This window comes from Actinomycetes bacterium (assembly GCA_035506535.1).
Taxonomy (GTDB): domain Bacteria; phylum Actinomycetota; class Actinomycetes; order DATJPE01; family DATJPE01; genus DATJPE01.
The window spans coordinates 22,262-46,776 of sequence record DATJPE010000093.1 but is presented as its reverse complement, the minus strand read 5'-3'; the positions used below and the strand labels follow the sequence as shown (position 1 = coordinate 46,776).

Here is a 24,515-nt window from a genome sequence, read left to right as displayed (position 1 = left end):
CGCACGCTCCTGGTTGGGCATGATGGTCTCGTGAGTGATCCGCTTCATAGTTCCGGCGGCCGCCACCGACTCGTCGTGCTGAGGCACGCGAAGTCAGGCTGGCCGCCCGGTGTGCCCGACGACGAGCGCCCGCTGTCCGGCCGCGGCCGACGCGACGCCCTCGCGGCGGGAGAGTGGCTCGCCGCGCAGGGCCTTCTCCCCGACGTCGTCCTCTGCTCCCCGGCGGCGCGGACCAGGGAGACGTGGTCGCGGGTGGCCAAGGGGCTGGCCGGCACAGGCTCGGTCCCCGAGGCCAGCTTCGACGAGGCGATCTACGACGCGAGCCTGCCCACCCTTCGCGGCGTCGTGCGCAGCATCGACGAGGGCTGTCGCACGGCCCTGCTCATCGGCCACAACCCCGGCATGCACGACCTGGTCGTCGACCTCGCCGATCACGAGCAGGAGACCGCGCGAGCCCTCGCGGGCGCCTCCTTCCCCACGTCGGGCATCGCCGTGCTGGAGATCGGCTGCGCCTGGGCGGATGTGTCCACCGGGCGCGCCGCGCTGCTCGAGTTCGCGGTCCCACGCGGCTGAGCCGCGTCAGTCCAGCGGCGGCGCGGGCGTCGGGGTCCCCTCGGCCGCGTCGGCCTCCTCGACCTCCTCGCGGCTGATGCCGAGCAGGTAGAGGACCGCGTCGAGGTAGGGCACCGTGACGCTGGCGTCGGCGGCGTCGCGGACGACCGGCTTGGCGTTGAAGGCGATCCCCATCCCGGAGCGCGCCAGCATGTCGAGGTCGTTCGCGCCGTCGCCGATCGCGACTGTCTGGGACAGGGGCACGCCCGCGGCCGCGGCGAAGCGCTCCAGGGCGTTGGCCTTGCCGCGGCGGTCGACGATGGCCCCGACCAACCCGCCGGTGAGCACCCCGTCCACCACCTCCAGGGTGTTCGCCGCACTGTGGTCGATGCCCAGCTCGCGGACCAGATGCTCGATCACCTGGGTGAACCCGCCGCTCACGACCGCCACCTCGTAGCCGAGGCGTTTGAGCGTTCGGACCAGCGTCCGCGCACCGGGCGAGAGCAGCACCTCCCGCCGTACGTCGTCGAGCGCCGACTCGGGCACCCCACGCAGCAGCGCCACGCGCGCGCGAAGCGACGCGGCGAAGTCGAGCTCGCCGCGCATGGCCGCCTCGGTGACCGCGGCGACCTGCTCCAGGCAGCCCGCCCGGGCGGCGAGCATCTCGATGACCTCACCCTGGATGAGGGTGGAGTCCACGTCCATCACGACGAGCCGCTTCGCGCGGCGGTACAGGCCGGACGGCTCGACGGCGACGTCCACGGCCTGGGTGGCCGCTTCGGCGGCGAGGGCGGAGCGCAGGTCCTCCGGGTCGGCCCCCGACACCTCGAACTCGATGCTCGTCACGGGATAGCGCGACAGTCGCTGGATCCGGTCGATGTTGGCGCCGAGGTCTGCGATGCGCCCGGCCAGGGCCGCGACGACCCCGGGGCGCAGCGGTCTGCCGAGGACGGTGACGTGGACGCGGCCGACCCGCCGGGGGTCGGCCTCCTCGGCGCCCGCGGCGACCGTGACGCTCATGCCGACCCGGTCAGCGACCTCGTGCGCCGCGCGACGTACGGCCAGCAGGTCATCCGCGCCGGACACCGGTCCCAGCAGGACGCCGAGAACGAGCTGGCCACGGATGACCACCTGCTCGACATCGAGCACGTCGGCCGGTACGGCGGCTCCCAGCGCGGCGAACAGCTGCGTGGTCACCCCCGGACGGTCGGGTCCGGACAGCGTGACGAGGGCGGTCCCGAGGTCTGCCATGGCGCGGCGAACGATACCCGTGGGCCTGTTCAGTGCTCCTGATGCGCGCCCGCGCCAGTGCTCCTGATGCGCGCCCGCGCTAGTGCTCCTGATGCGCGCCCGCGCTGAAGGCGGCGCAGATGGCGCGCCGGGCGGCCCGGTCGAGGGGCGCCAGCGCCTCGCGACGCCGGGTCGCCTCACCTGCGCTGAGCGCGCCGCCGTCGTCGGCTCGCGCGAGAGTCACGATCGCGGCGAGGCGACGGCCGCGGACGGCGACCTCGTCGGCTCGTGGGGGGAGGCCGGGCGGCAGCCGGGGCCCGTCGAAGGCCCCTCCGCGCAGAGCGGCGAGGAGGTCCGCGGACTCGGGGCCGAGACGTGCGATGTCGAGCGAGGTCAGCAGGTCGGTCGCCTCGCGCATCGCCCCCGCCAGCTCGCGCTCGGCCTCGGTCAGGGACGGCGGGCCGTCCGAACGATGCGCCACGGGCGAGGCTGTCCAGCTCACGCGGACCGCATCGGGGGTGCCTGTGAGCGTGGGCACCGCGCCCAGCGGGCGGGCCGAGGTCACCAGGACCGCCTCACCCGCCTCGAGGGCGGCGGCGTTGAACGCGGGCGGTCCGGGCAGCCCCGACACGTCCCCCGCCACGGGGAGGACCAGCCGGAAACCCCGCGCTCCCTCACGCGCGAGCACCTGCAGGGCCACGGGCAGCGTGACCCGGTCCTGGGACAGACCCATGACCTCGTGCGACTCGTCACGGCCACGGATGGCCGCGCTGGCGGTGTCGGGGTCGACGTCGCCAGCCAGGAAGGCGTTGCCCCAGGCCACGAACAGGGCTGCCCGGCGCGGCGGGAGGTCGACCACCTGCACAGCCTAGGCAGCGCGCTGCCGTAGGTTTCGGCACGTGACGGCGTCGGTGCTCGACCTGCGAGGGGTCACCGTCACGCGTGGCGGCAAGCCGATCCTCGCCGACGTCGACTGGGCGGTCGAGGACGGCGACCGCTGGGTCGTGCTCGGCCCGAACGGTGCCGGCAAGACCACGCTGCTGCAGGTCGCCTCGACGTACCTGTATCCAACACGGGGTGTCGTGCACGTGCTCGGTGAGCGGCTCGGCCAGGTCGACGTCTTCGAGGTACGTCCCCGGGTGGGGCTGGCCTCGGCCGCCCTGGCCGACCGGCTGCCGCCGGAGGAGAAGGTCCGCGACGTCGTGCTCACTGGGGCGTGGGCGATCACCGGCCGCTGGCGCGAGCAGTACGAGGGCTTCGACGTGGGTCGCGCGGACACCCTCCTCGCCCAGCTCGGCGTGGTGGACCTGGCCGGCCGCCGGTTCGCGACGCTGTCCGAGGGGGAGCGCAAACGGGTGCAGATCGCGCGCTCGCTCATGGCCGACCCGGAGCTGCTCCTCCTCGACGAGCCGGCCGCGGGCCTCGACCTGGGGGGCCGGGAGGACCTGGTACGCCGTCTCGGCGAGCTCGCGGTCGACCCGCTCGCCCCGGCGCTCGTGCTGGTGACCCACCATGTGGAGGAGGTCCCGCGCGGCTTCACGCACGGGCTGCTGCTGCGCGGCGGGCGGGTGGTCGCCGCCGGCCCCTTGGAGGAGGTGCTGGCCGCGGACCCGCTGTCCGCGACCTTCGGGATGGCGCTGCGCGTCGAGCACCGCGCGGGACGCTGGTCGGCCCGGGCGGCCTGAACGCCCCGCCGGACCCGCGCCCTCGGCCGACGATCGGGGGCGTGCGTCGCGACTAGGATCGTGACGTGTCGGTCCTCGGGTGGGTGATCGCGGCGGTCGTGCTGATCGGCCTCGAGTTGCTGTCGCTGGACCTCATCCTGCTCATGCTCGCCGGGGGTGCGGTCGCGGCGGCCTTCGCCGCGGCGTTCGGCGCGCCCTTCATGATCCAGGTCGTGGTGGCCGCCGTCGTGTCGGTCGTCCTGCTCGGCTTCGTACGGCCGGTCGCCTTGCGCCACCTGCAGGTCCCGCGCCACACGAGGACGGGCGTCGAGGCGCTGGTGGGCACGACCGGTTTCGTGCTCGAGCGGGTGGACCGGCGCGACGGGCGCGTCAAGCTCGGCGGCGAGGTGTGGTCCGCGCGCACCGCCGACGCGAGCGTGGTGTACGAGCCTGGGCTCACCGTCCACGTCGTGCGGATCGACGGCGCCACTGCAGTCGTGGCGGCCGAGCAGCGCGAGCCCCAGACACCTAGCCCAGGAGGCTGACCCCGTGAGCCAGACCGAGACCGTGTCGCTGGTCATCGGCGCGATCCTTTTCGTGTTCGTGCTGATCGTGCTGGCCCGTACGGTGCGGATCGTCCCGCAGGCACGGGCCGGCGTCGTGGAGCGGCTGGGCCGCTATCACCGGACGCTGAACGCGGGCCTGTCGATCCTGGTGCCCTTCGTCGACAAGTTGCGCCCGCTGGTCGACCTGCGCGAGCAGGTGGTCAGCTTCCCGCCCCAGCCGGTGATCACCGAGGACAACCTGGTCGTCAACATCGACTCGGTCATCTACTTCCAGGTCACCGATCCCAAGGCGGCCACCTACGAGATCGCCAACTACATCCAGGCGATCGAGCAGCTGACCGTCACCACGCTGCGCAACGTCGTCGGCGGGCTCGACCTCGAGCGGGTGCTCACCTCGCGCGATGCCATCAACGGTGCCCTACGGGGCGTCCTCGACGAGGCCACCGGCAAGTGGGGCGTGCGCGTCAACCGGGTGGAGATCAAGGCGATCGACCCGCCGGCCTCGGTGCAGGAGGCCATGGAGAAGCAGATGCGCGCCGAGCGGGAGAAGCGCGCCACCATCCTCACCGCCGAGGGGTTCAAGCAGAGCCAGATCCTCACCGCGGAAGGGGAGCGGCAGTCCGCGATCCTGCGGGCCGAGGGAGACAAGCAGTCCGCGATCCTGCGGGCCGAGGGCGAGGCGAAGGCCATCTCGACGGTGTTCGACGCGATCCACGTCGGCGACCCCGACCCCAAGCTGCTCGCCTACACCTATCTGCAGGCGCTGCCGCAGATCGCCAACGGGCAGGCCAGCAAGGTGTGGGTCATCCCCGCGGAGCTCTCCCGCTCGGTCGCCGCGCTCGGCGACGCCTTCGCCGGCCAGCTGTCTGCGTGGACGTCGCCGGAGCCGGCCGCGGCGGAGCCGCCGGAGGGTCAGCCCACCGGGGCGTAGGGCGGCGGAGCCGGGGCGCCGTACCGCTGGGCGATCTTCGCGGCGACCGTGAGGACCAGGTCGACGTACCAGTCGGCGTGGTTGTAGCGGAAGATCGCGCCGCGCAGGCCGTCGGCGCTTCGGCCCGCGTGGTTGGCGCACAGGTACGCCGCCGCGGTGTAGATGGCGTCCGCCGGGTCACGGATGTCCGTGACGCCGTCGTGGTCGCCGTCGACGGCGTAGGCCGCGAAGGTCGACGGCAGGAACTGCATCGGGCCCTCGGCGCCGGCCGAGGAGGTGTTGGTGTCCGCGCCGTGCCCACTCTCGACCTGGCCGATCGCGGCGAGGACCACCCAGGGCAGCCCGGGGCAGGTCAGGGCGGCCGCCTGGTACAGGGCGAGGTAGGTCGCGGGGATCCCGCTCGCGCGTGCTCGGCCGGCCGCCGCCATCCGCGCCGCGTCTGCGGCCGCCTTCTGGGCGTTGAGCGCCTTGATGAGCGCCTGCACGTCGGCGAGCTGGCGGGCGGTCGCGTCCAGCTCGGTGAGCCTCGACTCGGCCTCGTCGAGGAGCGCCTGCACGTCATCGTAGCGCTGCTGGACGGCGTCGACGGTCGCCACGACCGAGTCCGCCTGCCGGCTCAGGCCCACCGCCGTCGTGATCGCCCGCTGCTGCTCCCGGGTCGCCAGCACCACCGCACGACGGTCGGACTCGACCAGCCGCGAGACGTAGTCGGCGCCGTCGGCCGCCGCGACGGGGCCGGCCGAGAGGGTCAGGCCGAGCTGGCTCGTCCCGGCCGACAGGTAGACCTGCTCGAGGTGCAACCGCTGGGCCTGGATCGCCGCCCGGGCGCGCAGCGTCGCCTGGTCGGCGACCTGCTGGGCTTGGACCTGCGTGGTCACGGCGTCGGACAGGCCGGAGAGCGAGACCTGATACGCCGCTTCGGCCGCGTCGACCTTGACCTGCAGGGCACGGACCTCGCGCTCGGCGGCGCGGGCCTGGGCCCGGGCATGGGCGACCGGGTCGTCGCCCCGGGCGGGCGACGCGGTGACGGCGAGCGTCATCGTGAGGGACCCGACCAGGGCAGCGCGAAGCCACCGAGACGTCACCCGTGGAGCATCGGCGCCCCAGCACGCCGGCTTGACCGGCCCACCGACACGCTGACGAGTGACCGCACTGACCCCCCGCGGCTGCGCCTTCGCGACCTCGCCGCCCGGTCGCGGTCATCGACCTGGACCGGTTCAAGAAGGTCGACGACTCCCTGGGCCACCCAACGGGGACGAGCTGCTGGTCCGGCTCGGTCAGTGCCTGGCCGACGCGGTCCGACCGGGGGACGCCGTCGCCCTCGTCTACCGTGACGGGGTGGCGCAGCCGCGGGAGCCCATCGCGGTCACCTCGGCCGACGACTCGAGGCTGGCCGACTACCGCGACCTCACCGACGTGGCGCTGCGGCGGGTGCGGGAGCCGGCCGAGGGCCTGTTCCTCGCCGAGGGCGTCTCGGTCGTCGAACGCGCGCTGCGTGCCGGCTACCGGCCGCGCTCGCTGCTGCTGCTCGACGCCCGGCTGGCCCGCGAGGACGTACGCCGTGTCGTCGCCGACGGCCTCGCCGCCGGCGCCCCCGCTTACGTCGCCGATGCGACGACCCTCGCCGTCCTCACCGGCTACCACGTCCACCGCGGGGTGCTCGCGGCCTTCCACCGTGGGCCGCCGCGCGAGGTGGCCGCCGTGGTCCGGGGCGGTCGACGCGTCGCGGTCCTGGAGGACGTCGTCGACCACACCAACGTCGGCGCGGCGTTTCGCAGCGCGGCCGCGCTCGGCCTGGACGCGGTGCTGGTGACGCCGCGCTGCGCGGACCCGCTGTACCGGCGAGCGGTCCGCGTCTCGATGGGCACCGTGCTCGACCTGCCCTGGGCCCGGCTGGCGTCGTGGCCCGACACCGAGGTGCTGCGTGAGGCCGGGTACGTCGTCGCCGCCCTGACCCTCGACCCGGACGCGATGACCCTCGACGAGCTGGCGGCCCGGCGCGATGAGCGGCTCGCCCTGGTGCTCGGCACCGAGGGCGACGGCCTGCGGCCGGCGACGGTGGCGGCGGCGGACCTCTCGGTGCGCATCCCGATGGCGCGCGGTGTCGACTCGCTCAACGTGGCTGCAGCTGCGGCGGTCGCCTTCTATGCCACCCGGCCGGCCGCTATTCCACCGACCGGCTGACCACCTGCGGCTCGCTCAGGTCGACGTCGACCAGCCCGGGCTCGCCGCTCTCGTGCAGTGGCGAGGGCTCCACGAACATGATCCTGGCCAGCCATCCGGGCAGCCACCAGTTCCACCGCCCGAACAGCACGACCAACGACGGTACGAGCACCGCGCGCACGATCGTCGCGTCGAGCAAGATGCCGACACCCAGGCAGGTCGCGAAGACCTTGATGTCTGTGCTCGGTGCAGAGGCCAGGGCGGCGAAGGCGAAGAAGAGGATCAGTGCGGCCGAGGTGACCAACCGTCCGGTCCGTCCGATGCCGCGGACGACCGCTGCCTGGGTGGATCCGCTCCGGTCGTACTCCTCGCGCATGCGAGTGAGGATGAACACCTCGTAGTCCATCGATAGGCCGAACAGGAACGCGAAGATCAGCGGCGGGAGCCAGAAGGTCATCGCACCGGTGGCCTCGATCCCGAACACGGCCTTGGACCCGTTGCCCTCCTGCCAGAACCACGTCGCGAGGCCCAGGACGGCGGCCAGGCTGACCAGGTTGAGGACGACCGCCTTGAGCGGCAGCAGGATCGAGCGGAAGGTCCTCATCAACAGCAGGAAGGTGATGATCGCGATCAGCGCGATGACGTACGGGAAGTTGTCGTAGACCGCGTGCCGGTAGTCGACGATCGTCGCGCCGAGCCCGGCCGCCCCGATGTAGCCCGGCAGGTCCTTCGTCGCGGCCACCACCGCGTCGACGACCTTGACCGAGTTCGAGTTCACCGTCTCGTCGTGCGGGACGACGTCGATGGCCGTCCGCCCGTCCGAGCCGGGCGCGTAGGGCACCGACAACCGGATCCCGTCGACCTTCGCGGCGGCAGCGGCGATGGCGGCGGCGTCCTCCTTGTTGTCCGCGAGCAGCACGATGGGCGTCGTCACCCCGGTGCCCACCCCACCGTCGATGAGGGTCTGCAGGGTCTGGTACGCCGGGCTCGAGGTCCCCTGCGAGGCCGTGCTGGACTGCCCGAACTGGATGTGCCGGATCGGCGCGATGAAGATCGCCAGCACGATGAGGGCGGCGCCCCCGAACAGCCACGGCCGCTTCACGATCATCCTGGCCCACGCCGACCAGCCCCGCGAGGGTGCGGCCTCCTTGCGGATCTTGGGGATGTCGACCCGCGGCCCGACGGAGGCCAGCAGAGCCGGCAGCAGGGTGAGGACGACGGCCACGCTGCACAGCGGGATGAGCATGCCGCCGAAACCCATGCTCCTGAGCAGAGGTACCGGGATCACGACGAGCGCGATCAGGCTGATGGCGACGGTGACCCCTGACGCGAACACGGCGTGCCCGGCGGTTCGTACCGAGATTCGGACGGCTTCCTCGTTGTCGTTGCCGTGGGCGATCTCCTCCCGCCACCGGGACACGACGAGCAACGAGTAGTCGATCGCCACGCCCAGCCCGACCAGGGCGATGAGGAACTGCACCACGAAGCTGACGTCGGCGAAGGTCGTGAGCAGCAGCACGATGAGGAACGTGGTGAGGATGGAGACGGCAGCGATGAGCAGCGGCACGAGGGCGAGGAGCGAGGCGAACACGAAGGCGAGCACGGCAAGGGCACCGAGCGCGCCGAGCAGGGTCTCCTCGAGCACACTGGGGCCGTTGTTGTCCCCTCCGCCGGAAGACAGCTGCTCGTAGCCGGTGATGCCGCCGGTGAGGCCGTGCTGCTTGAGCGCAGCGTCGAAGGTCTCCTGGACCTTCTGCTGGTTCGGGTCGACGAAACCGTTCGGCTGGGGCTCGTAGATCAGGCCGAACGTGGTCCGGCCGTCGCTGGTGATGAACCCCTTGTCCTTGGTCTGCGAGTAGTCGACGACACGCAGCGTCGGGATCTGGCGCAGCGCGTCGTAGACGGCCTGGACGTCCGAGGCCGAGCCGGTGACCGTCTGTCCTGCCGGAACGGTGACGACCGGGATGTAGGCCACTTGGGCGTTGGCGCCACCGTAGGACTCGATGATCTTCTTCTCGGTCTCGTAGCCCTGCTGCCCAGGCAGCGAGAAGTCGTAGCTCAGCCGACTCGGGACCGCACCCGCCGCGGCGATGCCCGCCACGAACATGACCAGCCAGAACGCGAAGACCCACCGGCGGTGGGCGAGCACGAACGACGAGAGCCGGTCCATTGGACTCCTCGGGCGACAGGGGGTGAGCCGGGCTTGCGAGCCTAGCGAGCATCACCGACTGGCACATGTCGAGCGGCAACCGACCGTGCGACGGGTGCCCGGACGGTAGCGTCGCCTCTGTCGGCCGAAGGGCTCGATGAGGCGTACGCGGGCGCACGCAGTGGAGGCAGCCATGCAGCTGGGCATGATCGGGCTGGGTCGGATGGGCGCCAACATGGTGCGGCGGCTGATGCGGGCGGGCCACGAGTGCGTCGTGTTCGACGTGTCACCGGACGCCGTGTCCGGGCTGGCCGCTGAGGGCGCGGTCGGTGCCGAGAGTCTCGCCGACTTCGTCAAGCGGCTTGACACGCCGCGAGCCGTGTGGCTGATGGTCCCGGCTGCGTTCGTGGACGCGGAGATCGCCGCCATCACTCCGCTGCTCGATCCGGGCGACGTGCTCATCGACGGTGGCAACAGCCACTACCACGACGACATCCGGCGCGCCGGCGAGCTCGCACCGCGAGGGATCCACTACCTCGACGTCGGCACGAGCGGCGGCGTGTGGGGCTTGGACCGTGGCTACTGCCTGATGATCGGCGGGCCCGACGAGGCGGTGTCGGTCCTCACCCCCGTCTTCGAGTCCCTCGCGCCCGGCGAGCAGGCGGCACCGCCGACCCCCGGCCGGGGGGAGCGCCCCGGGGCGACCGCCCAGCGCGGTTGGCTGCATTGCGGCCCCAGCGGGTCGGGGCACTTCGTCAAGATGGTGCACAACGGCATCGAGTACGGCGTCATGGCCGCCTATGCCGAGGGGCTGAACATCCTCAAGAAGGCCGACGTCGGACTGGCCGGGCAGACCCACGACGCCGAGACCACGCCGCTGTCAAATCCCGAGTGGTACCAGTACTCCCTCGACCTGGGCGAGATCACCGAGGTCTGGCGACGGGGCAGCGTCGTCCAGTCCTGGCTACTGGACCTCACCGCGCAGGCCTTCGTCGAGGACCCTGAGCTCGCGCAGTTCTCGGGTCGCGTGTCGGACTCCGGTGAGGGCCGCTGGACCATCCTGGCCGCGATCGACGAGGCAGTCCCCGCCCACGTCCTGACCGCCGCGCTCTACGAGCGGTTCAGCAGCCGTGGGGAGGCGGTCTTCGCGGACAAGATCACCTCGGCGATGCGCAAGCAGTTCGGCGGCCACTCCGAGAAGAGGGGCTGACCGGGCATGGCCGGCGCCTTCCCCCGGGAGGAGCTGCCGCAATGGAGGGCGCTGGCGGAGCACGTACGCACGCTGTCGCAGACCTCGCTCCGTGAACTCTTCGCCGCCGACGAGGGCCGCGGTGGCCGGTTCTGCGGCGAGGGCGGCGGCTGGTTCGCCGACTGGAGCAAGCAGCGGGTCACCGACGAGACCGTGCGGCTGCTGGTGGACCTCGCCGAGGCGGTGGACCTGCGCGGACGCATCGACGCGATGTTCTCCGGCGAGCGGATAAACGTCACCGAGAACCGGGCCGTCCTGCACGTCGCGCTGCGTGCCCCGAGAGACGCTTCGATCCTCGTCGACGGCCACGACGTGGTCCCCGACGTCCACGAGGTCCTCGACCGGATGTCGGTGTTCGCCGACTCCGTACGGGACGGATCCTGGCGCGGCCACACCGGCAAGCCAGTGACCGCGGTCGTCAACGTCGGCATCGGCGGGTCCGACCTCGGCCCGGTCATGGCCTCGGAGGCACTCGCGCACTACGCGCGGCGCGACATCAGGCTGCGGTTCGTCTCCAACGTCGACGGCACGGACTTCGCCGAGAAGACGCGAGACCTCGACCCGGCGGAGACGCTGTTCGTCATCTCCTCCAAGACCTTCACCACCCAGGAGACGATGACCAACGCGAGGACGGCCCGCGACTGGCTGCTCGCCGGGCTCGGCGGCGAGAAGTCGGCGGTCGCCAAGCACTTCGTGGCCGTCTCCACCAACGCGGCGGAGGTGGAGCGGTTCGGTATCGACACGGCCAACATGTTCGGCTTCTGGGACTGGGTCGGCGGACGGTACTCCTTCGACTCCGCGATCGGGCTCTCCCTGATGATCGGCGTGGGGCCGGATGCCTTCCGCTCCCTGCTGTCGGGCTTCCACGCCATGGACGAGCACTTCCGGACGGCGCCCTTCGAGCAGAACCTGCCGGTCGTCCTCGGCCTCATCGGCGTGCTGAACCGCGGCTTCTACGGGTGGCAGGCCCATGCCGTGCTGCCGTACGACCAGTACCTGCACCGGTTCGCCGCCTACCTGCAGCAGCTCGACATGGAGAGCAACGGCAAGCGCGTCACCTGGACCGGGGAGGCGGTCTCCTACGACACCGGGCCAGTGGTCTGGGGCGAGCCCGGGACCAACGGGCAGCACGCCTTCTACCAGCTCCTGCACCAGGGAACGACCCCGGTGCCCGCCGACTTCATCGGGTTCCTGCACTCCCTGAACCCGCTGGGCAACCATCACGACCTGTTGACGGCGAACCTGTTCGCCCAGACCGAGGCCCTGGCGTTCGGCAAGACCGCGGCGGAGGTACGTGCCGAAGGCGTCGAGGAGCGGCTCGTCGCGCACAAGACGTTCCCGGGCAACCGTCCGACCACGACTTTGCTCGCCGACCGGCTCGCCCCGGCGACCCTCGGTGCGCTGGTCGCGCTCTACGAGCACCAGGTGTTCGTCGCGGGCACGGTGTGGGGGATCAACTCCTTCGACCAGTGGGGCGTCGAGCTCGGCAAGGTGCTCGCCGTGCGGATCATTCCCGAGCTCGTGGAGCCCGGGCACGAGCCGGCCCACGACTCCTCCACCAACGCGCTCATCCGCCGCTACCGCGCCGCCCACGGCCGCTGAGCCGCGCGGCGCGCGCCCCGTCCACGGGCGTTTCGCCACTCTTGGCATGGGGCCCGAGCGAGCTTCGGTGCGAAATCGCTGTCGCACGGGCCATCGATCGGCCAGGGTGAGCACCGAGGGCGGGAGGTGGTTCGCTTGCGGTCGAGATCTCGCAGCGTGCTCGTCCCCGCCATGCCTCAGGCCGTCTGGACCGTTCTCACCGACCCCGCGCTGACGCGGTCCTGCCTGCTCGGGCTCGCCGTGGACTCGACCTTCGACGTCGGCTCGCCGATCCGCTTCCACGGGCCGGCGGGAACGGTCGTCGGCGGCCGGGTGCTGGCCCACGAGCCGGGGCGCCTGCTGGCCCACTCCATCGGTGACCTCTCCTGCGACCTGGTCGCCTCGGGGCTCGACGAGCACGACCCGACGTGCTGGGTCAGCTGGCTGGTCGAGGTCGAGAACCACGAGCCGCCCCGATCGCGCGTCACCCTCACGGTCGATGAGTTCGACGAGGACGACGACGCCTTCGCCGCCTGGTGCGGCGCGCTGCGCGCCCTCGAGCGGGTCCTGGCGGCCCCTCCGTCCGAGTCGTCCGAGTAGGGTCGAGGCATGGACGACAAGGAGATCCGTCAGACCATCGCCGATCTCGTCGCCGAGGAGCATCGACTGCGCGGCCAGGGCCAGGGACTCGACGCCGCGGGGAGGACCCGGCTCGCCGAGCTGGAGATCGCGCTCGACCAGGCCTGGGACCTGCTGCGGCAGCGCGATGGCGCCCGTGACCGCGGTGTCGACCCCGACTCCGTGCACGCCCGCCCGCCGGGCGAGGTGGAGTCCTACCTGCAGTGACGGCCGCGACCGGCCGCGATCCCTCGTCGGTCCGCACCGTCCTCATCACCCTCGGGGCCGCCCAGTTCCTCATGGCCCTCGACAGCTCGGTCATGAACGTGTCGATCGCGACCGTTGCCAAGGATCTCGGCACCACGGTCACGGGCGTCCAGACCGCCATCACGCTCTACACCCTCGTCATGGCGATGGCCATGGTGACGGGCGGCAAGGTCGGCTCGATCATCGGGCGCCGTCGCGCGTTCACGATCGGCTCGGTCGTGTACGGCGCCGGCTCGTTGACGACCGCGATCGCCCCGAACCTCGGGGTGCTGATCCTCGGCTGGTCGGTGCTCGAGGGGCTCGGCGCCGCGCTGATCCTGCCGGCGATCGTCGCGCTGGTCGCGGGCAACGTCCCTCCGGCCGGGCGGCCCCGTGCCTACGGTCTGGTCATGGCGGCCGGGGCGGTCGCCATCGCGGTCGGTCCCCTGGTGGGCGGCTTCGCGACGACGTACTTCTCCTGGCGCTGGGTGTTCGCCGGCGAGGTGGTCCTGGTCGTGGGGATCCTGTTCCTGGCGCGCCGCATCGTCGACGCCGCGCCCGAGGCGCGGCCGAGCATCGACTGGCCGGGCGTCGTGCTCTCGGCCGTCGGGATCGGCGCGGTGGTCTTCGGGGTGCTCCGCTCCTCGGAGTGGGGGTGGGTGACTCCCAAGCCGGACGGTCCCGCGCTGCTGAACCTGTCCCCGGTGGTGTGGCTCGTCCTCGGGGGCGGGGTGCTGCTGTGGCTGCTCATGGCGTGGGAGTCGAGGCTCGAGCGGCGCGGTGACCAGCCGCTCATCCGACCGTCGACCCTGGCCGACCGCCAGCTGAGCGGCGGCCTGCTCATGTTCTTCTTCCAGTACCTCGTCCAGATGGGCCTGTTCTTCACCATCCCGCTGTTCCTGTCGGTGGCTCTGGGCCTGTCGGCGCTCGAGACGGGCGCACGCATCGTGCCCCTGTCCATCACGCTGCTGCTCGCGGCGGCCGGGGTGCCCAGGTTCTTCCCGACCGCCTCGCCGAGACGGGTCGTGCGGGTGGGAGTCCTCGCGATGTTCGCGGGGATCGTCGTGCTCATCGCCGCGCTCGACTCCGACGCGACCGCCTCAGTGGTGACCGTCCCGCTGCTGCTCGCCGGGCTCGGGATCGGCGCGCTCGCGTCCCAGCTCGGCGCGGTCACGGTCTCCGCCGTACCCGACGACCGCAGCCCCGAGGTCGGCGGCCTGCAGAACACCGCGACCAACCTGGGCGCCTCCGTCGGTACGGCGCTCGCCGGGTCCATCCTCATCGCCGCGCTGACCAGCAGCTTCTTGACCGGGGTCCAGGCGAACTCGAACATCCCCGACTCGGTCAAGCAGCAGGCCAACGTGCAGCTGGCTGCCGGCGTGCCCTTCCTGTCCGACGCGGACCTGCGCACTGCTCTCGACGATGCTGGTGTCAGTCCCACGGTCAGCGACGAGGTCGTGGCGATCAACGCCGACGCGCGGCTGAAGGGACTGCGGTCGGCTCTGTTCGTGCTGGCGATCGTCGCCCTCGCGTCGCTCTTCTGGACCGGACGCATCCCCGACGTCGCGCCGGGTGCGGCGAGCGTGGTCGCGACGGCCGCGGTCAATCCTCGGTCGGCCGAGGCTTGACCCACATCGCCCCGGTCAGCCTCTGAAACTCACTGACGGCGTCGTCCAACGTCGGGTAGAAGTGCGCCGGGTCGATGGTCCGCGTGAGCCCGTACCGCTCGACCTTCTCCCGGACCGGGTCCTTCATCTCCGCGAACACCAGGCTGATGCCCTCGGCGTTGAGGGCGTTGTCGAGGTCCTCGAGCATGTCGGCCGCCGTGGTGTCCACGTCCGTGATCGGTTCCGCGGCTACGACGATCCAGCGCGGGGTCGGTTCGGTCCTCGCGATCTCACGGACGTGCTCGCGGAACGCCCTCGTGTTCGCGAAGAACAGCGGTGCGTCGAAGCGCAGGATGACGCATCCGGGCAGCTGCTCGGCGTCGGGGAAGCTGCGCAGGTCGTGGTAGCCGTGCCGGTCCGTCGTCCGTCCCAGCACGGTCTGGTAGGGCCACCAGGCTCGACGGAACACGTTGCCGATCGACAGCGCCACCGCCACGGCGATCCCGGCCAGGACCCCGACGAGGGTCACACCGACGAACGCGGCCATGCACAGCCAGAACTCGGTCCTGCGCTGGCGGTACAGACGCGCGGTGGCCGGGAGGTCGGCCAGCGTGACCGACGCCGCGATGACCACGGCCGCGAGCGTGGGCTGGGGCAGGTTTCGCAGCAGACCCGGGGCGAGGAGGAGCAGCAGCGTGATCGCCCCCGCGCCCACGACGCCGGTGACCTGGGTCCGCGCCCCCGACTGCTCGGCCACGGCGGTGCGTGACCCGCTGGTGCTCACGGGGAAGCCCTGGAACAGACCCGCCCCGAGGTTGGCTGCTCCGATGCCGATCATCTCTCGGCTGCCGTCGATCTCCTGGCCGGTTCGCGCAGCGAAGGAGCCGGCGGTCGAGATCGTGTCGGCGAGGGACACGAGCGCGATCCCCAGTGCGCCGCCGACGAGCAGGGTGAGGTCGCTGACGCCGACGTGGGGGACGGTCAACGGGGGGAAGCCGCGAGGAAGCTCTCCCACCAGGGCGACGCCGTGCTCAGCGAGGTCGAGGACCCTGGCCAGGAGGATCGACACGACGACGGCCACCAGGACGGCCGGGATCCTCGGCCACAGACGCTGGAGGACCACGATGACGAGGAGTCCCAGCAGCCCGACAGCCAGGGCGGCCGGGACCGTGTCGCCGTCGGCGACCCCAGTGACGAACTGGCCGAGCTCCTGGAGGAACTTGTCGGCGTCGACGGAGAAGCCGAAGAGCTTGGGCAGCTGGCCGACCAGGATCGTCAGCGCCAGGCCGTTCATGTAGCCGATCATCGTGGGCTTGGACAGCAGGTCCGCGACGAAGCCGAGCTTGGCCACGCCGGCGAGGACCATGAACGTGCCCACGATGAGCGACAGCGCCGAGGCGAGGGCGACGGCACGGGCGGGATCACCCCCGGCGCCGGCGAGGGGGAGGACCGTCGCGGCGATCATCGGTCCGAGCGAGGAGTCGGGGCCCAGGACGAGGATCCTCGACGGCCCGAAGACGGCGTACCCGAGCAGGCACAGGATGGACGTGTAGAGCCCGGTGATCGCCGGCAGGCCCGCCAGCTCCGCGTAGGCCATCCCCTGCGGAACCAGGAGCGCGGTCAGGACGAGGCCGGCGACGACATCCTTGGCCAGCCACTGGCGGCGATAGGTCCGCAGGAGCGTCACGCCCGGGACGGCGTACGCCATGGACCCTCCTGCGCTGGTTCCGACGACCGCCCATGATGGCGGTTGTCAGGGCAGGAAGCGGTACCCCATGCCGGCCTCGGTGACCAGATGTCGAGGGCGGGCCGGGTCCTCCTCGAGCTTGGTTCGCAGCCGCGCCATGTACTGGCGCAGGTAGTGGGTCTCCGCCACGTTCCCGGGTCCCCACACGGTGCGCAGGAGCTCGCGTTGCGACACGAGCCGGCCCGGGGTCCGCGCAAGAGCACCGAGCAGCTCCCACTCGGTCGGTGTGAGTCTCACGTCCGGCATCGTCGCGTCCGTGCAGCTCACCGTGCGGGAGGCGAAGTCGACGCGATAGTGGCCGATCTCGACGGGGGCGAGCCCCTCCTCGGGGCGGGGTCGCCGCCGCGTCACTGCTCGGATGCGGGCCAGCAGCTCATCGACGCTGAACGGCTTCGTCACGTAGTCGTCGGCTCCGGCGTCGAGCGCGTCCACCTTGTCGTGGCTCGTGGCGCGGCCGGAGAGGACGACGATCGGCACGGCGCTGCGGGTCCGGAGTCTGCGGATCAGGTCGACACCGTCCAGGTCCGGGAGACCGAGGTCGAGGACGACCAGGTCGTGCTGCGAACGGGACGCAGCGCTCAGCGCGGAGGAGCCGTCGGTGGCGACCGACACGTCGTAGCGGCGCGCCTGCAGCGTGATGCGCAACGCGCGCAGGATCTGCGGCTCGTCCTCGACCAGCAGCACCCTGGTCATCGGGGGTTCCGGTGGTCGTGCCAGTGGTCCAGCCGTTCGAGGATCACCGGGCTGGCGTCCTGGGCCTCGACCGGGACCTCCTCGTCGAGCTCGTCCGGTACCTGCGCCGCCCGAAGGCGCAAGGTCATGGTCAGGCCGCCGCCCGGGGTCTGGTCCGGGGTGAGGCTGCCTCCCATCGCCTCGGCCAGGCCGCGGGAGAGCGCGAGTCCCAGGCCCACGCCCGTGTCGTTGTCGCGGTCCCCGAGGCGCTGGAAGGGCAGGAACACGCGGTCCCAGTCGGCCACCGGGATCCCCGGTCCGTGGTCGATGATCCGCGTCTCGACGTGCCCCGCGTGGCTGCTGACCATGATCAACGGAGGGTGGCCCGAGGGGCTGTACTGCAGGGCGTTCGCCAGCAGGTTGACCAGGATCCGCTCCACGAGCGCCGGGTCGCCACGGACCTCGGGGAGGCCGGCGGGGATGTCGACCTCCGCCCTGCGCGCGGCGGCCCCGAGGTCGTCCAGGGCCGCGGACACCGCTTCCGCCACGCTCATCGGCTGGGCTGACACCCCCAGGACGCCGGCTTGCAACCGGCTCATGTCGAGCAGGTTCTCGACGAGCCGGCTCAGCCGGTCGAGGGAGTCCTCGACCGTCTCCAGCAGGGCCGCCCGGTCCTCGTCGCTGAACTCGACATCGCTGCTGCGCAGCCCTCCCACGGCGATCTTCGCCGACGCGAGCGGCGTCCGGAGGTCGTGGCTGACCGCGCTGAGCAGCGCCGTGCGCAGCTGGTCGACCTGGGACAGCGTGTCCGCCGTGGCTGCCACCTCGGCGAGACGTTCCTGCCGGCGGGCGACCGCGGCCTGCGCCGCGGAGGCTTCGAGGACCCGCCGGTCGCGCGCGGCCGGCTGGTGCCCGGTCAGGACGAGGCAGAACTCGTCGTCGACCCGGATGTCGGCGTCCCCATCGGCCGGCGTCGCGCTGGGACGGTTGCCGACGGCGGCTGCCACGTTCCAGGCCTCCGTGCTGTGCATGAGGTCCGGTCCGGCCACCGACCCGGGGCGGCGCTCGAGGAGGGTCACCCCGGTGAACCCGAACGCCTCGCGCAGCTGGTCCAGCAGCGCCGGCAGCGGACGTGAGCCCCGCAGGACGCTGCCGGCCAAGGTGGACAGGGTCTCCGCCTCGGCGCTCGCGAGCGCCGCCTCCTTGGTGCGCCGAGCGGCCCGGTCGACGGCGAGGCTCACCACCGCCCCGACCGCCAGGAAGACGCCGAGGGCGAGCACGTTGTCATGCTCGGCGATGGTGAACTGGTACAGCGGCGGGGTGAAGTAGTAGTTGAGGAGCAGGGAGGCGATGACCGCGGCGGCAAGGGCCGGGTACAGCCCGCCGACCAGCGCCACGACGACGACCATCGCCAGATAGAGCAGGATGTCGCTGGCGAGGGAGAGCTGGTCGCGGGCGTTCGCGAGGACCACCGTCAGGAGCGGCAGTCCCACGGCGGCGACGAGGAAGCCGACCGCCTGTCGACGCCAGCCGCTGGCTCCCGCGCTGATCCCGTGCAAGCCGCCACGCCCGGCCTCCTCGTGGGTGACCAGATGCACGTCGATGGGTCCGGAGAGGCTGGTCGTGGTCAGCCCGACCCCGGGTGAGAAGAGGCGCCGCAACGCCGACCGTCGACTGGTCCCCAGGACGAGCTGGGTGGCGTTGACGCCCCGCGCGAAGTCCAGCAGGGCGGTGGGAACGTCGTCGCCAACCACCTGGTGATAGGTACCGCCGATGTCCTCCACGAGGGTGCGCTGCCTGGCGAGGTGCGCAGGGCTGGCTCCGGACAGCCCGTCGCCACGTGCGACGTGCACGGCCAGGAGGTCGGCGCCCTTGGTCCGCGCAGCGATGCGTGCCGCACGCCGGATCAGGGTGTCGCCCTCGGGGCCACCCGTCAGCCCGAGGACGACCCGTTCCCTCGTCTCCCACGGCCGGGAGATCTGGTGCTCGGCGCGATAGCGGTCGAGCTGGTCGTCGACCTTGTCGGCCAGCCACAGCAGGGCCAGCTCGCGCAGCGCGGTCAGGTTCCCGACGCGGAAGTAGTTGGAGAGCGCGGCGTCGACCTTCTCCGGTGGGTAGACGTTCCCGTGCGCCATCCGTCGGCGCAGCGCCTCCGGGGTCATGTCCACGAGCTCGATCTGCTCGGCAGCGCGGACGATCTCGTCTGGCACGGTCTCGCGCTGGGGGACACCGGTGATGTCCAGCACGACGTCGTTGATGGACTCCAGGTGCTGGATGTTCACCGTGGTGATGACCGTGAGGCCCGCCTCGACGAGCTGCTCGACGTCCTGCCAGCGCTTCGCGTTGCGCGACCCCGGTACGTTCGTGTGCGCGAGCTCGTCGACGAGGACGACCTCCGGGCGACGGGCGATGACGGCGTCGACGTCCATCTCGGTGAACGACGCGCCTCGGTAGTTGATCGTCCGCCTGGGGACCACCTCCAGCCCGTCGACGAGGGCCGAAGTCTGCTTGCGACCGTGCGACTCCACGAAACCGACGACGACGTCGGTCCCCCGGTCCCTGCGACGATGGCCCTCCTCGAGCATCTTGTACGTCTTGCCGACGCCGGGCGCCGCGCCGAGGTAGACCCTCAGCCGTCCCTTGGACATGCGCGGCTCCGTCGTCTGTCAGTGCTTGCTGGATCAGTGGTGGTAGGGGTAGGTCTGGTCGAGCGCGATGTTGAGCGCGAGCACGTCCACGACCGGCTCGCCCAGGAAGCCAAGCGCGCGTCCCTTCTCGTGTTGGCGCACGAGAGCGGCGACCTGCTCGACCGTGACCCCGCGCGCCTTCGCAACGCGGGGGATCTGCAGGTCCGCGTAGGCCAGGCTGATGTTCGGGTCGAGGCCGCTCCCGCTCGCGGTCACGGCGTCCGCCGGCACGGCGGGATGCGCCGGAGCGTCTCCGCGGATCGGCGTGATGACGGCCTTCGAGTAGTCCTGGCCGTAGCGGGCGCACTCGACGCGGACCCCCCGGTAGGTGGCGAGGAACGGCACCGCCGGGCACTCCTGGTTGAGGCTTACGACACGCGTGACCGGCCCGGTGTCGCCGTCACGGAAGAACACGCCGAGGACCGCGCCGACTCCGCTGTCCGTGCAGTACGGCCGTCGGCCGTCCACATCCTCCAGGGCACCGATGGCCTTGCTCCGGCTGCACACCTGCGTGAGCAGGCTCTGCTTCCCGGTGTCGCTCGCGTCCGCGGGGTTCGCGAGGGTGTCGACGATGTTCTCCGGCCCCAGGTTGGACGCGGAGGTGGCGTCGGGGTCGTAGCCGGCTCCCGCGGCAGAAGGACGGGACTGGAAGTACTGGACCAGCGGGTTGCCCTTGGCATCGGTGTACGCCTGCCCGATCAACGCGCTGCCCACCGTCTTGCCGTCCACCGTCACCAGCGATCCGGCCGCGTGGTGCCGCAGTCCCGGCAGCTGGGCGACCGCGAGGACCGCCAGCGGGTAGATGAAGCCGCACACGACGGTGAGCACGAGCAGTACCCGGAAGGCCGCCCATACCCTCGTGGCGACAGTGCGGGCGCTCATGATGAGATCCCTGGGATGTACTGGACGATCAGGTCGATGGCCTTGATCCCGATGAACGGAACGATGATCCCGCCGAGGCCGTACACGAGCAGGTTGCGTCGCAACATCGCCGCCGCGCTGCTCGGTGTGTAGCGGACCCCCCTCAGCGCCAGCGGGATGAGCGCGACGATGACCAGGGCGTTGAAGATGACCGCCGACAGGATCGCCGACGTCGGACTGTGCAAGTGCATGATGTTGAGCCTGTCGAGACCTGGGTAGATGGCGGCGAACATCGCCGGGATGATCGCGAAGTACTTCGCGATGTCGTTCGCGATCGAGAAGGTCGTCAGCGCGCCGCGCGTGATGAGCAGCTGCTTGCCGATCTCCACGACCTCGATCAGCTTGGTCGGGTCCGAGTCGAGGTCGACCATGTTGCCGGCCTCCTTGGCGGCCGACGTACCGGTGTTCATCGCGACCCCGACGTCGGCCTGTGCCAGCGCGGGTGCGTCGTTCGTCCCGTCGCCGGTCATCGCGACGAGCTTCCCGCCCTCCTGCTCCCGACGGATCAGGGCGAGCTTGTCCTCGGGCGTCGCCTCGGCGAGGAAGTCGTCGACGCCCGCTTCCTCCGCAATCGCGCGCGCGGTGAGCGGGTTGTCGCCGGTGATCATCACCGTGCGGATGCCCATGCGGCGCATCTCGTCGAAGCGCTGCCGCATGCCGGCCTTCACGACGTCCTTGAGGTGGATGACGCCCAGGACGCGGGCCCCGTCCGCGGTGCGCTCACCGACGACCAGGGGGGTGCCGCCGGAGGCCGAGATCCCATCGACGACCTGACCGGTCTCAGCGGGTACGTCGCCACCGCTCGAGCGCACCCACTCGGCGACCGCGGAAGCGGCTCCCTTGCGCAGCTCCCGGGCCGGCACTCCGTCGTCGGCCAGGTCGACCCCGGACATCCGGGTCTGCGCCGTGAAGGGCACCCAGGTGGCGTGAGCCAGCTCCCCGGGGTGGCGCTCCCTCAGTGCGTACTGCTGCTTGGCGTAGACCACGATCGAGCGGCCCTCCGGCGTCTCGTCCGCGAGGCTCGACAGCTGTGCGGCGTCGGCCAGGTCCGCCTCGTCGACCTCCCCGACGGGGATGAACTCCGACGCCTGCCGGTTCCCGAGCGTGATGGTGCCGGTCTTGTCGAGCAGGAGGGTGTTGACGTCTCCCGCGGCCTCGACGGCGCGGCCGCTCATCGCGAGCACGTTGCGCTGCACGAGGCGGTCCATGCCGGCGATGCCGATGGCCGAGAGGAGCGCTCCGATCGTCGTCGGGATGAGGCAGACGAGCAGCGACACCATGACGATCCCGGTGATGCCGTTCGAGTTCAGCGCCTGCGTGTTCGGAGCGAAGGCCTGCACGCCCTTGGAGTAGATCGCGAGCGGCTGGAGGGTCACGACGGCCAGCAGGAAGATGATGGTCAATGCGGCCAACAGGATGTTGAGTGCGATCTCGTTCGGGGTCTTCTGCCGGTTCGCTCCCTCGACCAGGGCGATCATCCGGTCCATGAAGCTCTGCCCAGGCTCCTGGGTGATCTTCACGACGATCCGGTCGGAGAGCACCTTGGTGCCACCCGTGACCGCGCTGCGGTCGCCACCGGACTCGCGGATGACCGGGGCCGACTCGCCCGTGATCGCCGACTCGTCCACGCTCGCGATGCCCTCGACGACGTCGCCGTCGCCGGGGATGACCTGTCCCGCCTCGACGACGACCACGTCGCCGAGCTGGAGCTGGCCGGCAGCCACCGAGGTCTCGACGAGCTCCTCCGGTCGAGCCCCCGGGCGCCAGCCGGTGACCCGGCGCGCCATCGTGTCCCGCTTGGCGCGCCGCAAGGTGTCCGCCTGTGCCTTGCCCCGCCCCTCGGCGACGGCTTCGGCGAGGTTGGCGAAGATGACCGTGAGCCAGAGCCAGATCGTGGTGAGCCAGGCGAAGACGGTCGGTTCCGAGATCGCCAGCACGGTGGTGAACACCGAGCCGATCTCCACGATGAGCATGACCGGGTTGCGCCACAGTGTGAACGGGTTGAGCTTCCTCGCGGCGGCCGGTGTCGAGCGCAGCAGCATCGTGGGGTCGAGCAGACCCCCGCCGACGCGGCGCGTCTCGGAGCCGGGCTGGAGGGTCGGGCTGGAGGTGCTCATCAGTGCACGCCTTCCGCGAGCGGGCCGAGGGCGAGTGCGGGCAGGTACGTCAAAGCGATGAGGATCAGCGTCACTCCGACGAGCATCCCGACGAAGAGGGGGCCGTGGGTCGGCAACGTCCCGTCGGACGCGGGGACCTTGCGCTGCCTGGCCAGCGAGCCGGCCAGACCCAGGGCGAAGAGGATGGGCAAGAAGCGGCCGATCCCCATCGCGAGACCGAGGGCGACGTTGTAGAAGTCCGTGTTCCCGGTGAGCCCGGCGAAGGCCGAACCGTTGTTGTTGCCGGCCGAGGTGAAGGCGTACAGCACCTCCGACAGGCCGTGCGCCCCGGGGTTGAGCATGGACGCCCGTGCCTTCGGGATGGCCATCGCCACCCCGGTGCCGATCAACACGACGGCAGGCGTGGTGAGGAAGTACAGGGAGGCGAACTTCATCTCCCGCGAGCCGATCTTCTTGCCGAGGTACTCGGGCGTCCGGCCGACCATGAGGCCGGCGACGAAGACCGTGACCACGGCCAGGACGAGCATGCCGTACAGACCCGATCCCGTCCCACCCGGTGCGACCTCGCCAAGCATCATGTTCGCGATCGGGACGCCGCCTCCGAGCGCGGTGTAGGAGTCGTGGAAGGAGTCCACCGCCCCGGTCGACGTCAGCGTCGTTGCGCTGGCGAAGGTCGCGGACTGCAGGACGCCGAACCGCGTCTCCACACCCTCGTAGGAGGCGCCGATCGACTGCGGCGCAGTTCCGGCGTGGGCGCCCTGGAGGACGTTGATCGTGATCACGCTGCCGAGCGCCATGATCGCCATCGCGCTGACGATGGCGTAGCCCTGCCGGTTGTCGTCGACCATCCGTCCGAAGGTGCGGGGGAGCGAGAAGGAGATGACCAGCAGGAAGAACACCTCCAGCCAGTTCGTCCAGGCGGTGGGGTTCTCGAACGGGTGCGCGCTGTTGACGTTGTAGAAGCCGCCACCGTTGGTCCCGAGCTCCTTGATCATCTCCTGGCTGGCGACCGGGCCGCCCGTGATGTGCTGCGTGGCACCGGCGAGGGTGTGCACGTCGGTACCTGAGGACAGGTTCTGCACCATGCCAGCGGCGACGAAGACGATGGCACCGACGAAGGCGATCGGCAGCAGGATGCGCAGGACGATCCGCACGAGGTCGACCCAGAAGCTGCCCAGTCGGTCGGTGTGCTTGCGGGCGAAGCCGCGCACGAGCGCCACCGCCACCGCGATCCCGACGGCGGCCGAGACGAAGTTCTGGACCGCCAGCCCGGCCATCTGGACCAGGTGGCCCATCGTCGACTCGCCGGAGTAGTTCTGCCAGTTCGTGTTGGTGATGAAGCTGATGGCGGTGTTCCACGCCAGCGGACCTGGCACCGCGGGGAATCCCAACGACAGCCACAGGTGGTTCTGGACGCGTTCGAAGCCGTACAGGAAGAGGACCGAGAGGGCCGAGAAGACCACGACACTTCGCGCGTACGTCCCCCAGGCCATCTCGCCGTCCGCGTCGACGCCCACGAGCCGATAGATGAGCCGCTCGACGCGCAGATGACGTTTCGAACTGATCACGCGGTACATGTAGTCGCCCAGCGGTCGATAGGCGAGGGCCAGCGCGAGCACGAGCGTGCCGATGAAGAGCACTCCCGCCCAGGTGTCGGACATCAGAACCTCTCGGGGAACAGCAGGGCGTAGACGAGGAAGGCGAGGACGAGGGCCGAGATGACCAGCCCGACGACGTTGGCGGCGCTCACAACCGCTCCAGTGCCTTGATCAGCAGCGCCATCGCGGCGAACAGCACGACGGTCAGGACCACGAA

The 24,515-nt window shown here is 71.2% G+C and carries 21 protein-coding genes; 10 read left to right on the top strand and 11 right to left on the bottom strand.

Annotation, left to right across the window (positions count from 1 at the left end; translation table 11 throughout):
* Positions 1–30 precede the first annotated feature (30 nt).
* Positions 31–573 carry a histidine phosphatase family protein gene (locus tag VMI11_14615; protein HTY73630.1) on the top strand — a complete coding sequence of 181 codons (543 nt, stop codon included), beginning with the start codon at positions 31–33 and terminating at the stop codon, positions 571–573.
* Positions 574–579: 6 nt separating this feature from the next.
* Here the strand turns inward: VMI11_14615 and serB are convergent, their stop codons facing one another.
* Positions 580–1,803 carry a phosphoserine phosphatase SerB gene (serB, locus tag VMI11_14610; GenBank protein ID HTY73629.1) on the bottom strand — a complete coding sequence of 408 codons (1,224 nt, stop codon included), beginning with the start codon at positions 1,801–1,803 and terminating at the stop codon, positions 580–582.
* 79 nt (positions 1,804–1,882) lie between these two features.
* Entirely contained in the window at positions 1,883–2,641 is a 759-nt protein-coding gene (locus VMI11_14605; GenBank protein ID HTY73628.1) for a hypothetical protein, read from the bottom strand.
* A 40-nt stretch (positions 2,642–2,681) separates the two neighbouring features.
* Between VMI11_14605 and VMI11_14600 the strand changes: the two genes are divergently transcribed.
* The 3 genes from VMI11_14600 to VMI11_14590 all read left to right on the top strand — a co-directional run bounded on the left by VMI11_14600 (position 2,682) and on the right by VMI11_14590 (position 4,943).
* Positions 2,682–3,467, top strand: coding sequence for an ABC transporter ATP-binding protein (locus VMI11_14600; protein HTY73627.1), 786 nt, complete (start codon positions 2,682–2,684; stop codon positions 3,465–3,467).
* A gap of 65 nt (positions 3,468–3,532) precedes the next feature.
* Complete coding sequence (locus VMI11_14595) at positions 3,533–3,991, top strand: NfeD family protein (GenBank protein HTY73626.1); 459 nt, start codon at positions 3,533–3,535, stop codon at positions 3,989–3,991.
* A gap of 4 nt (positions 3,992–3,995) precedes the next feature.
* The gene (locus tag VMI11_14590) at positions 3,996–4,943 is read left to right on the top strand and encodes an SPFH domain-containing protein (GenBank protein HTY73625.1); all 948 of its coding nucleotides are present in this window, start codon (positions 3,996–3,998) and stop codon (positions 4,941–4,943) included.
* On the opposite strand, the gene VMI11_14585 is transcribed toward VMI11_14590, so the two are convergent.
* Complete coding sequence (locus VMI11_14585; GenBank protein ID HTY73624.1) at positions 4,925–6,028, bottom strand: lytic transglycosylase domain-containing protein; 1,104 nt, start codon at positions 6,026–6,028, stop codon at positions 4,925–4,927. The genes VMI11_14590 and VMI11_14585 overlap by 19 nt on opposite strands.
* Positions 6,029–6,281: 253 nt before the next feature.
* Here VMI11_14585 and VMI11_14580 point away from each other — a divergent pair, with 253 nt between their 5' ends.
* Positions 6,282–7,127: an RNA methyltransferase gene (locus VMI11_14580; protein ID HTY73623.1), complete on the top strand. Its 846-nt coding sequence runs from the start codon at positions 6,282–6,284 to the stop codon at positions 7,125–7,127.
* Here the strand turns inward: VMI11_14580 and VMI11_14575 are convergent.
* Complete coding sequence (locus VMI11_14575; protein HTY73622.1) at positions 7,108–9,276, bottom strand: MMPL family transporter; 2,169 nt, start codon at positions 9,274–9,276, stop codon at positions 7,108–7,110. The genes VMI11_14580 and VMI11_14575 overlap by 20 nt on opposite strands.
* A gap of 172 nt (positions 9,277–9,448) precedes the next feature.
* Here VMI11_14575 and gnd point away from each other — a divergent pair, with 172 nt between their 5' ends.
* The 5 genes from gnd (at position 9,449) to VMI11_14550 (ending at position 14,577) form a co-directional block, all read left to right on the top strand.
* Positions 9,449–10,465 carry a decarboxylating 6-phosphogluconate dehydrogenase gene (gene gnd / locus VMI11_14570; GenBank protein ID HTY73621.1) on the top strand — a complete coding sequence of 339 codons (1,017 nt, stop codon included), beginning with the start codon at positions 9,449–9,451 and terminating at the stop codon, positions 10,463–10,465.
* 6 nt (positions 10,466–10,471) lie between these two features.
* The gene (gene pgi, locus VMI11_14565) at positions 10,472–12,106 is read left to right on the top strand and encodes a glucose-6-phosphate isomerase (protein ID HTY73620.1); all 1,635 of its coding nucleotides are present in this window, start codon (positions 10,472–10,474) and stop codon (positions 12,104–12,106) included.
* 171 nt (positions 12,107–12,277) lie between these two features.
* The gene (locus VMI11_14560; protein HTY73619.1) at positions 12,278–12,685 is read left to right on the top strand and encodes a hypothetical protein; all 408 of its coding nucleotides are present in this window, start codon (positions 12,278–12,280) and stop codon (positions 12,683–12,685) included.
* A 9-nt stretch (positions 12,686–12,694) separates the two neighbouring features.
* Positions 12,695–12,931: a DUF2630 family protein gene (locus VMI11_14555; protein HTY73618.1), complete on the top strand. Its 237-nt coding sequence runs from the start codon at positions 12,695–12,697 to the stop codon at positions 12,929–12,931.
* Between the two features lie 71 nt (positions 12,932–13,002).
* A complete protein-coding gene (locus VMI11_14550) occupies positions 13,003–14,577 on the top strand; it encodes an MFS transporter (GenBank protein HTY73617.1) in 1,575 nt (524 codons plus the stop codon).
* Here VMI11_14550 and sulP read toward each other — a convergent pair.
* Genes sulP through kdpF form a run of 7 tightly spaced genes read right to left on the bottom strand, consistent with a single transcriptional unit; the run spans position 14,552 to position 24,450 of the window.
* Positions 14,552–16,264: a sulfate permease gene (gene sulP / locus VMI11_14545; protein HTY73616.1), complete on the bottom strand. Its 1,713-nt coding sequence runs from the start codon at positions 16,262–16,264 to the stop codon at positions 14,552–14,554. The genes VMI11_14550 and sulP overlap by 26 nt on opposite strands.
* A 45-nt stretch (positions 16,265–16,309) precedes the next feature.
* Entirely contained in the window at positions 16,310–16,996 is a 687-nt protein-coding gene (locus VMI11_14540; protein ID HTY73615.1) for a response regulator, read from the bottom strand.
* Entirely contained in the window at positions 16,993–19,623 is a 2,631-nt protein-coding gene (locus VMI11_14535) for a DUF4118 domain-containing protein (protein HTY73614.1), read from the bottom strand. The genes VMI11_14540 and VMI11_14535 overlap by 4 nt, the downstream gene beginning before the upstream one ends.
* A 33-nt stretch (positions 19,624–19,656) precedes the next feature.
* Entirely contained in the window at positions 19,657–20,544 is an 888-nt protein-coding gene (locus tag VMI11_14530) for a potassium-transporting ATPase subunit C (protein ID HTY73613.1), read from the bottom strand.
* Positions 20,541–22,700: a potassium-transporting ATPase subunit KdpB gene (gene kdpB, locus VMI11_14525; protein ID HTY73612.1), complete on the bottom strand. Its 2,160-nt coding sequence runs from the start codon at positions 22,698–22,700 to the stop codon at positions 20,541–20,543. Before kdpB ends, VMI11_14530 begins: the two co-directional genes overlap by 4 nt.
* The gene (gene kdpA / locus VMI11_14520; GenBank protein ID HTY73611.1) at positions 22,700–24,361 is read right to left on the bottom strand and encodes a potassium-transporting ATPase subunit KdpA; all 1,662 of its coding nucleotides are present in this window, start codon (positions 24,359–24,361) and stop codon (positions 22,700–22,702) included. Before kdpA ends, kdpB begins: the two co-directional genes overlap by 1 nt.
* Entirely contained in the window at positions 24,361–24,450 is a 90-nt protein-coding gene (gene kdpF / locus VMI11_14515) for a K(+)-transporting ATPase subunit F (GenBank protein ID HTY73610.1), read from the bottom strand. The genes kdpA and kdpF overlap by 1 nt, the downstream gene beginning before the upstream one ends.
* Between the last annotated feature and the right edge of the window lie 65 nt (positions 24,451–24,515).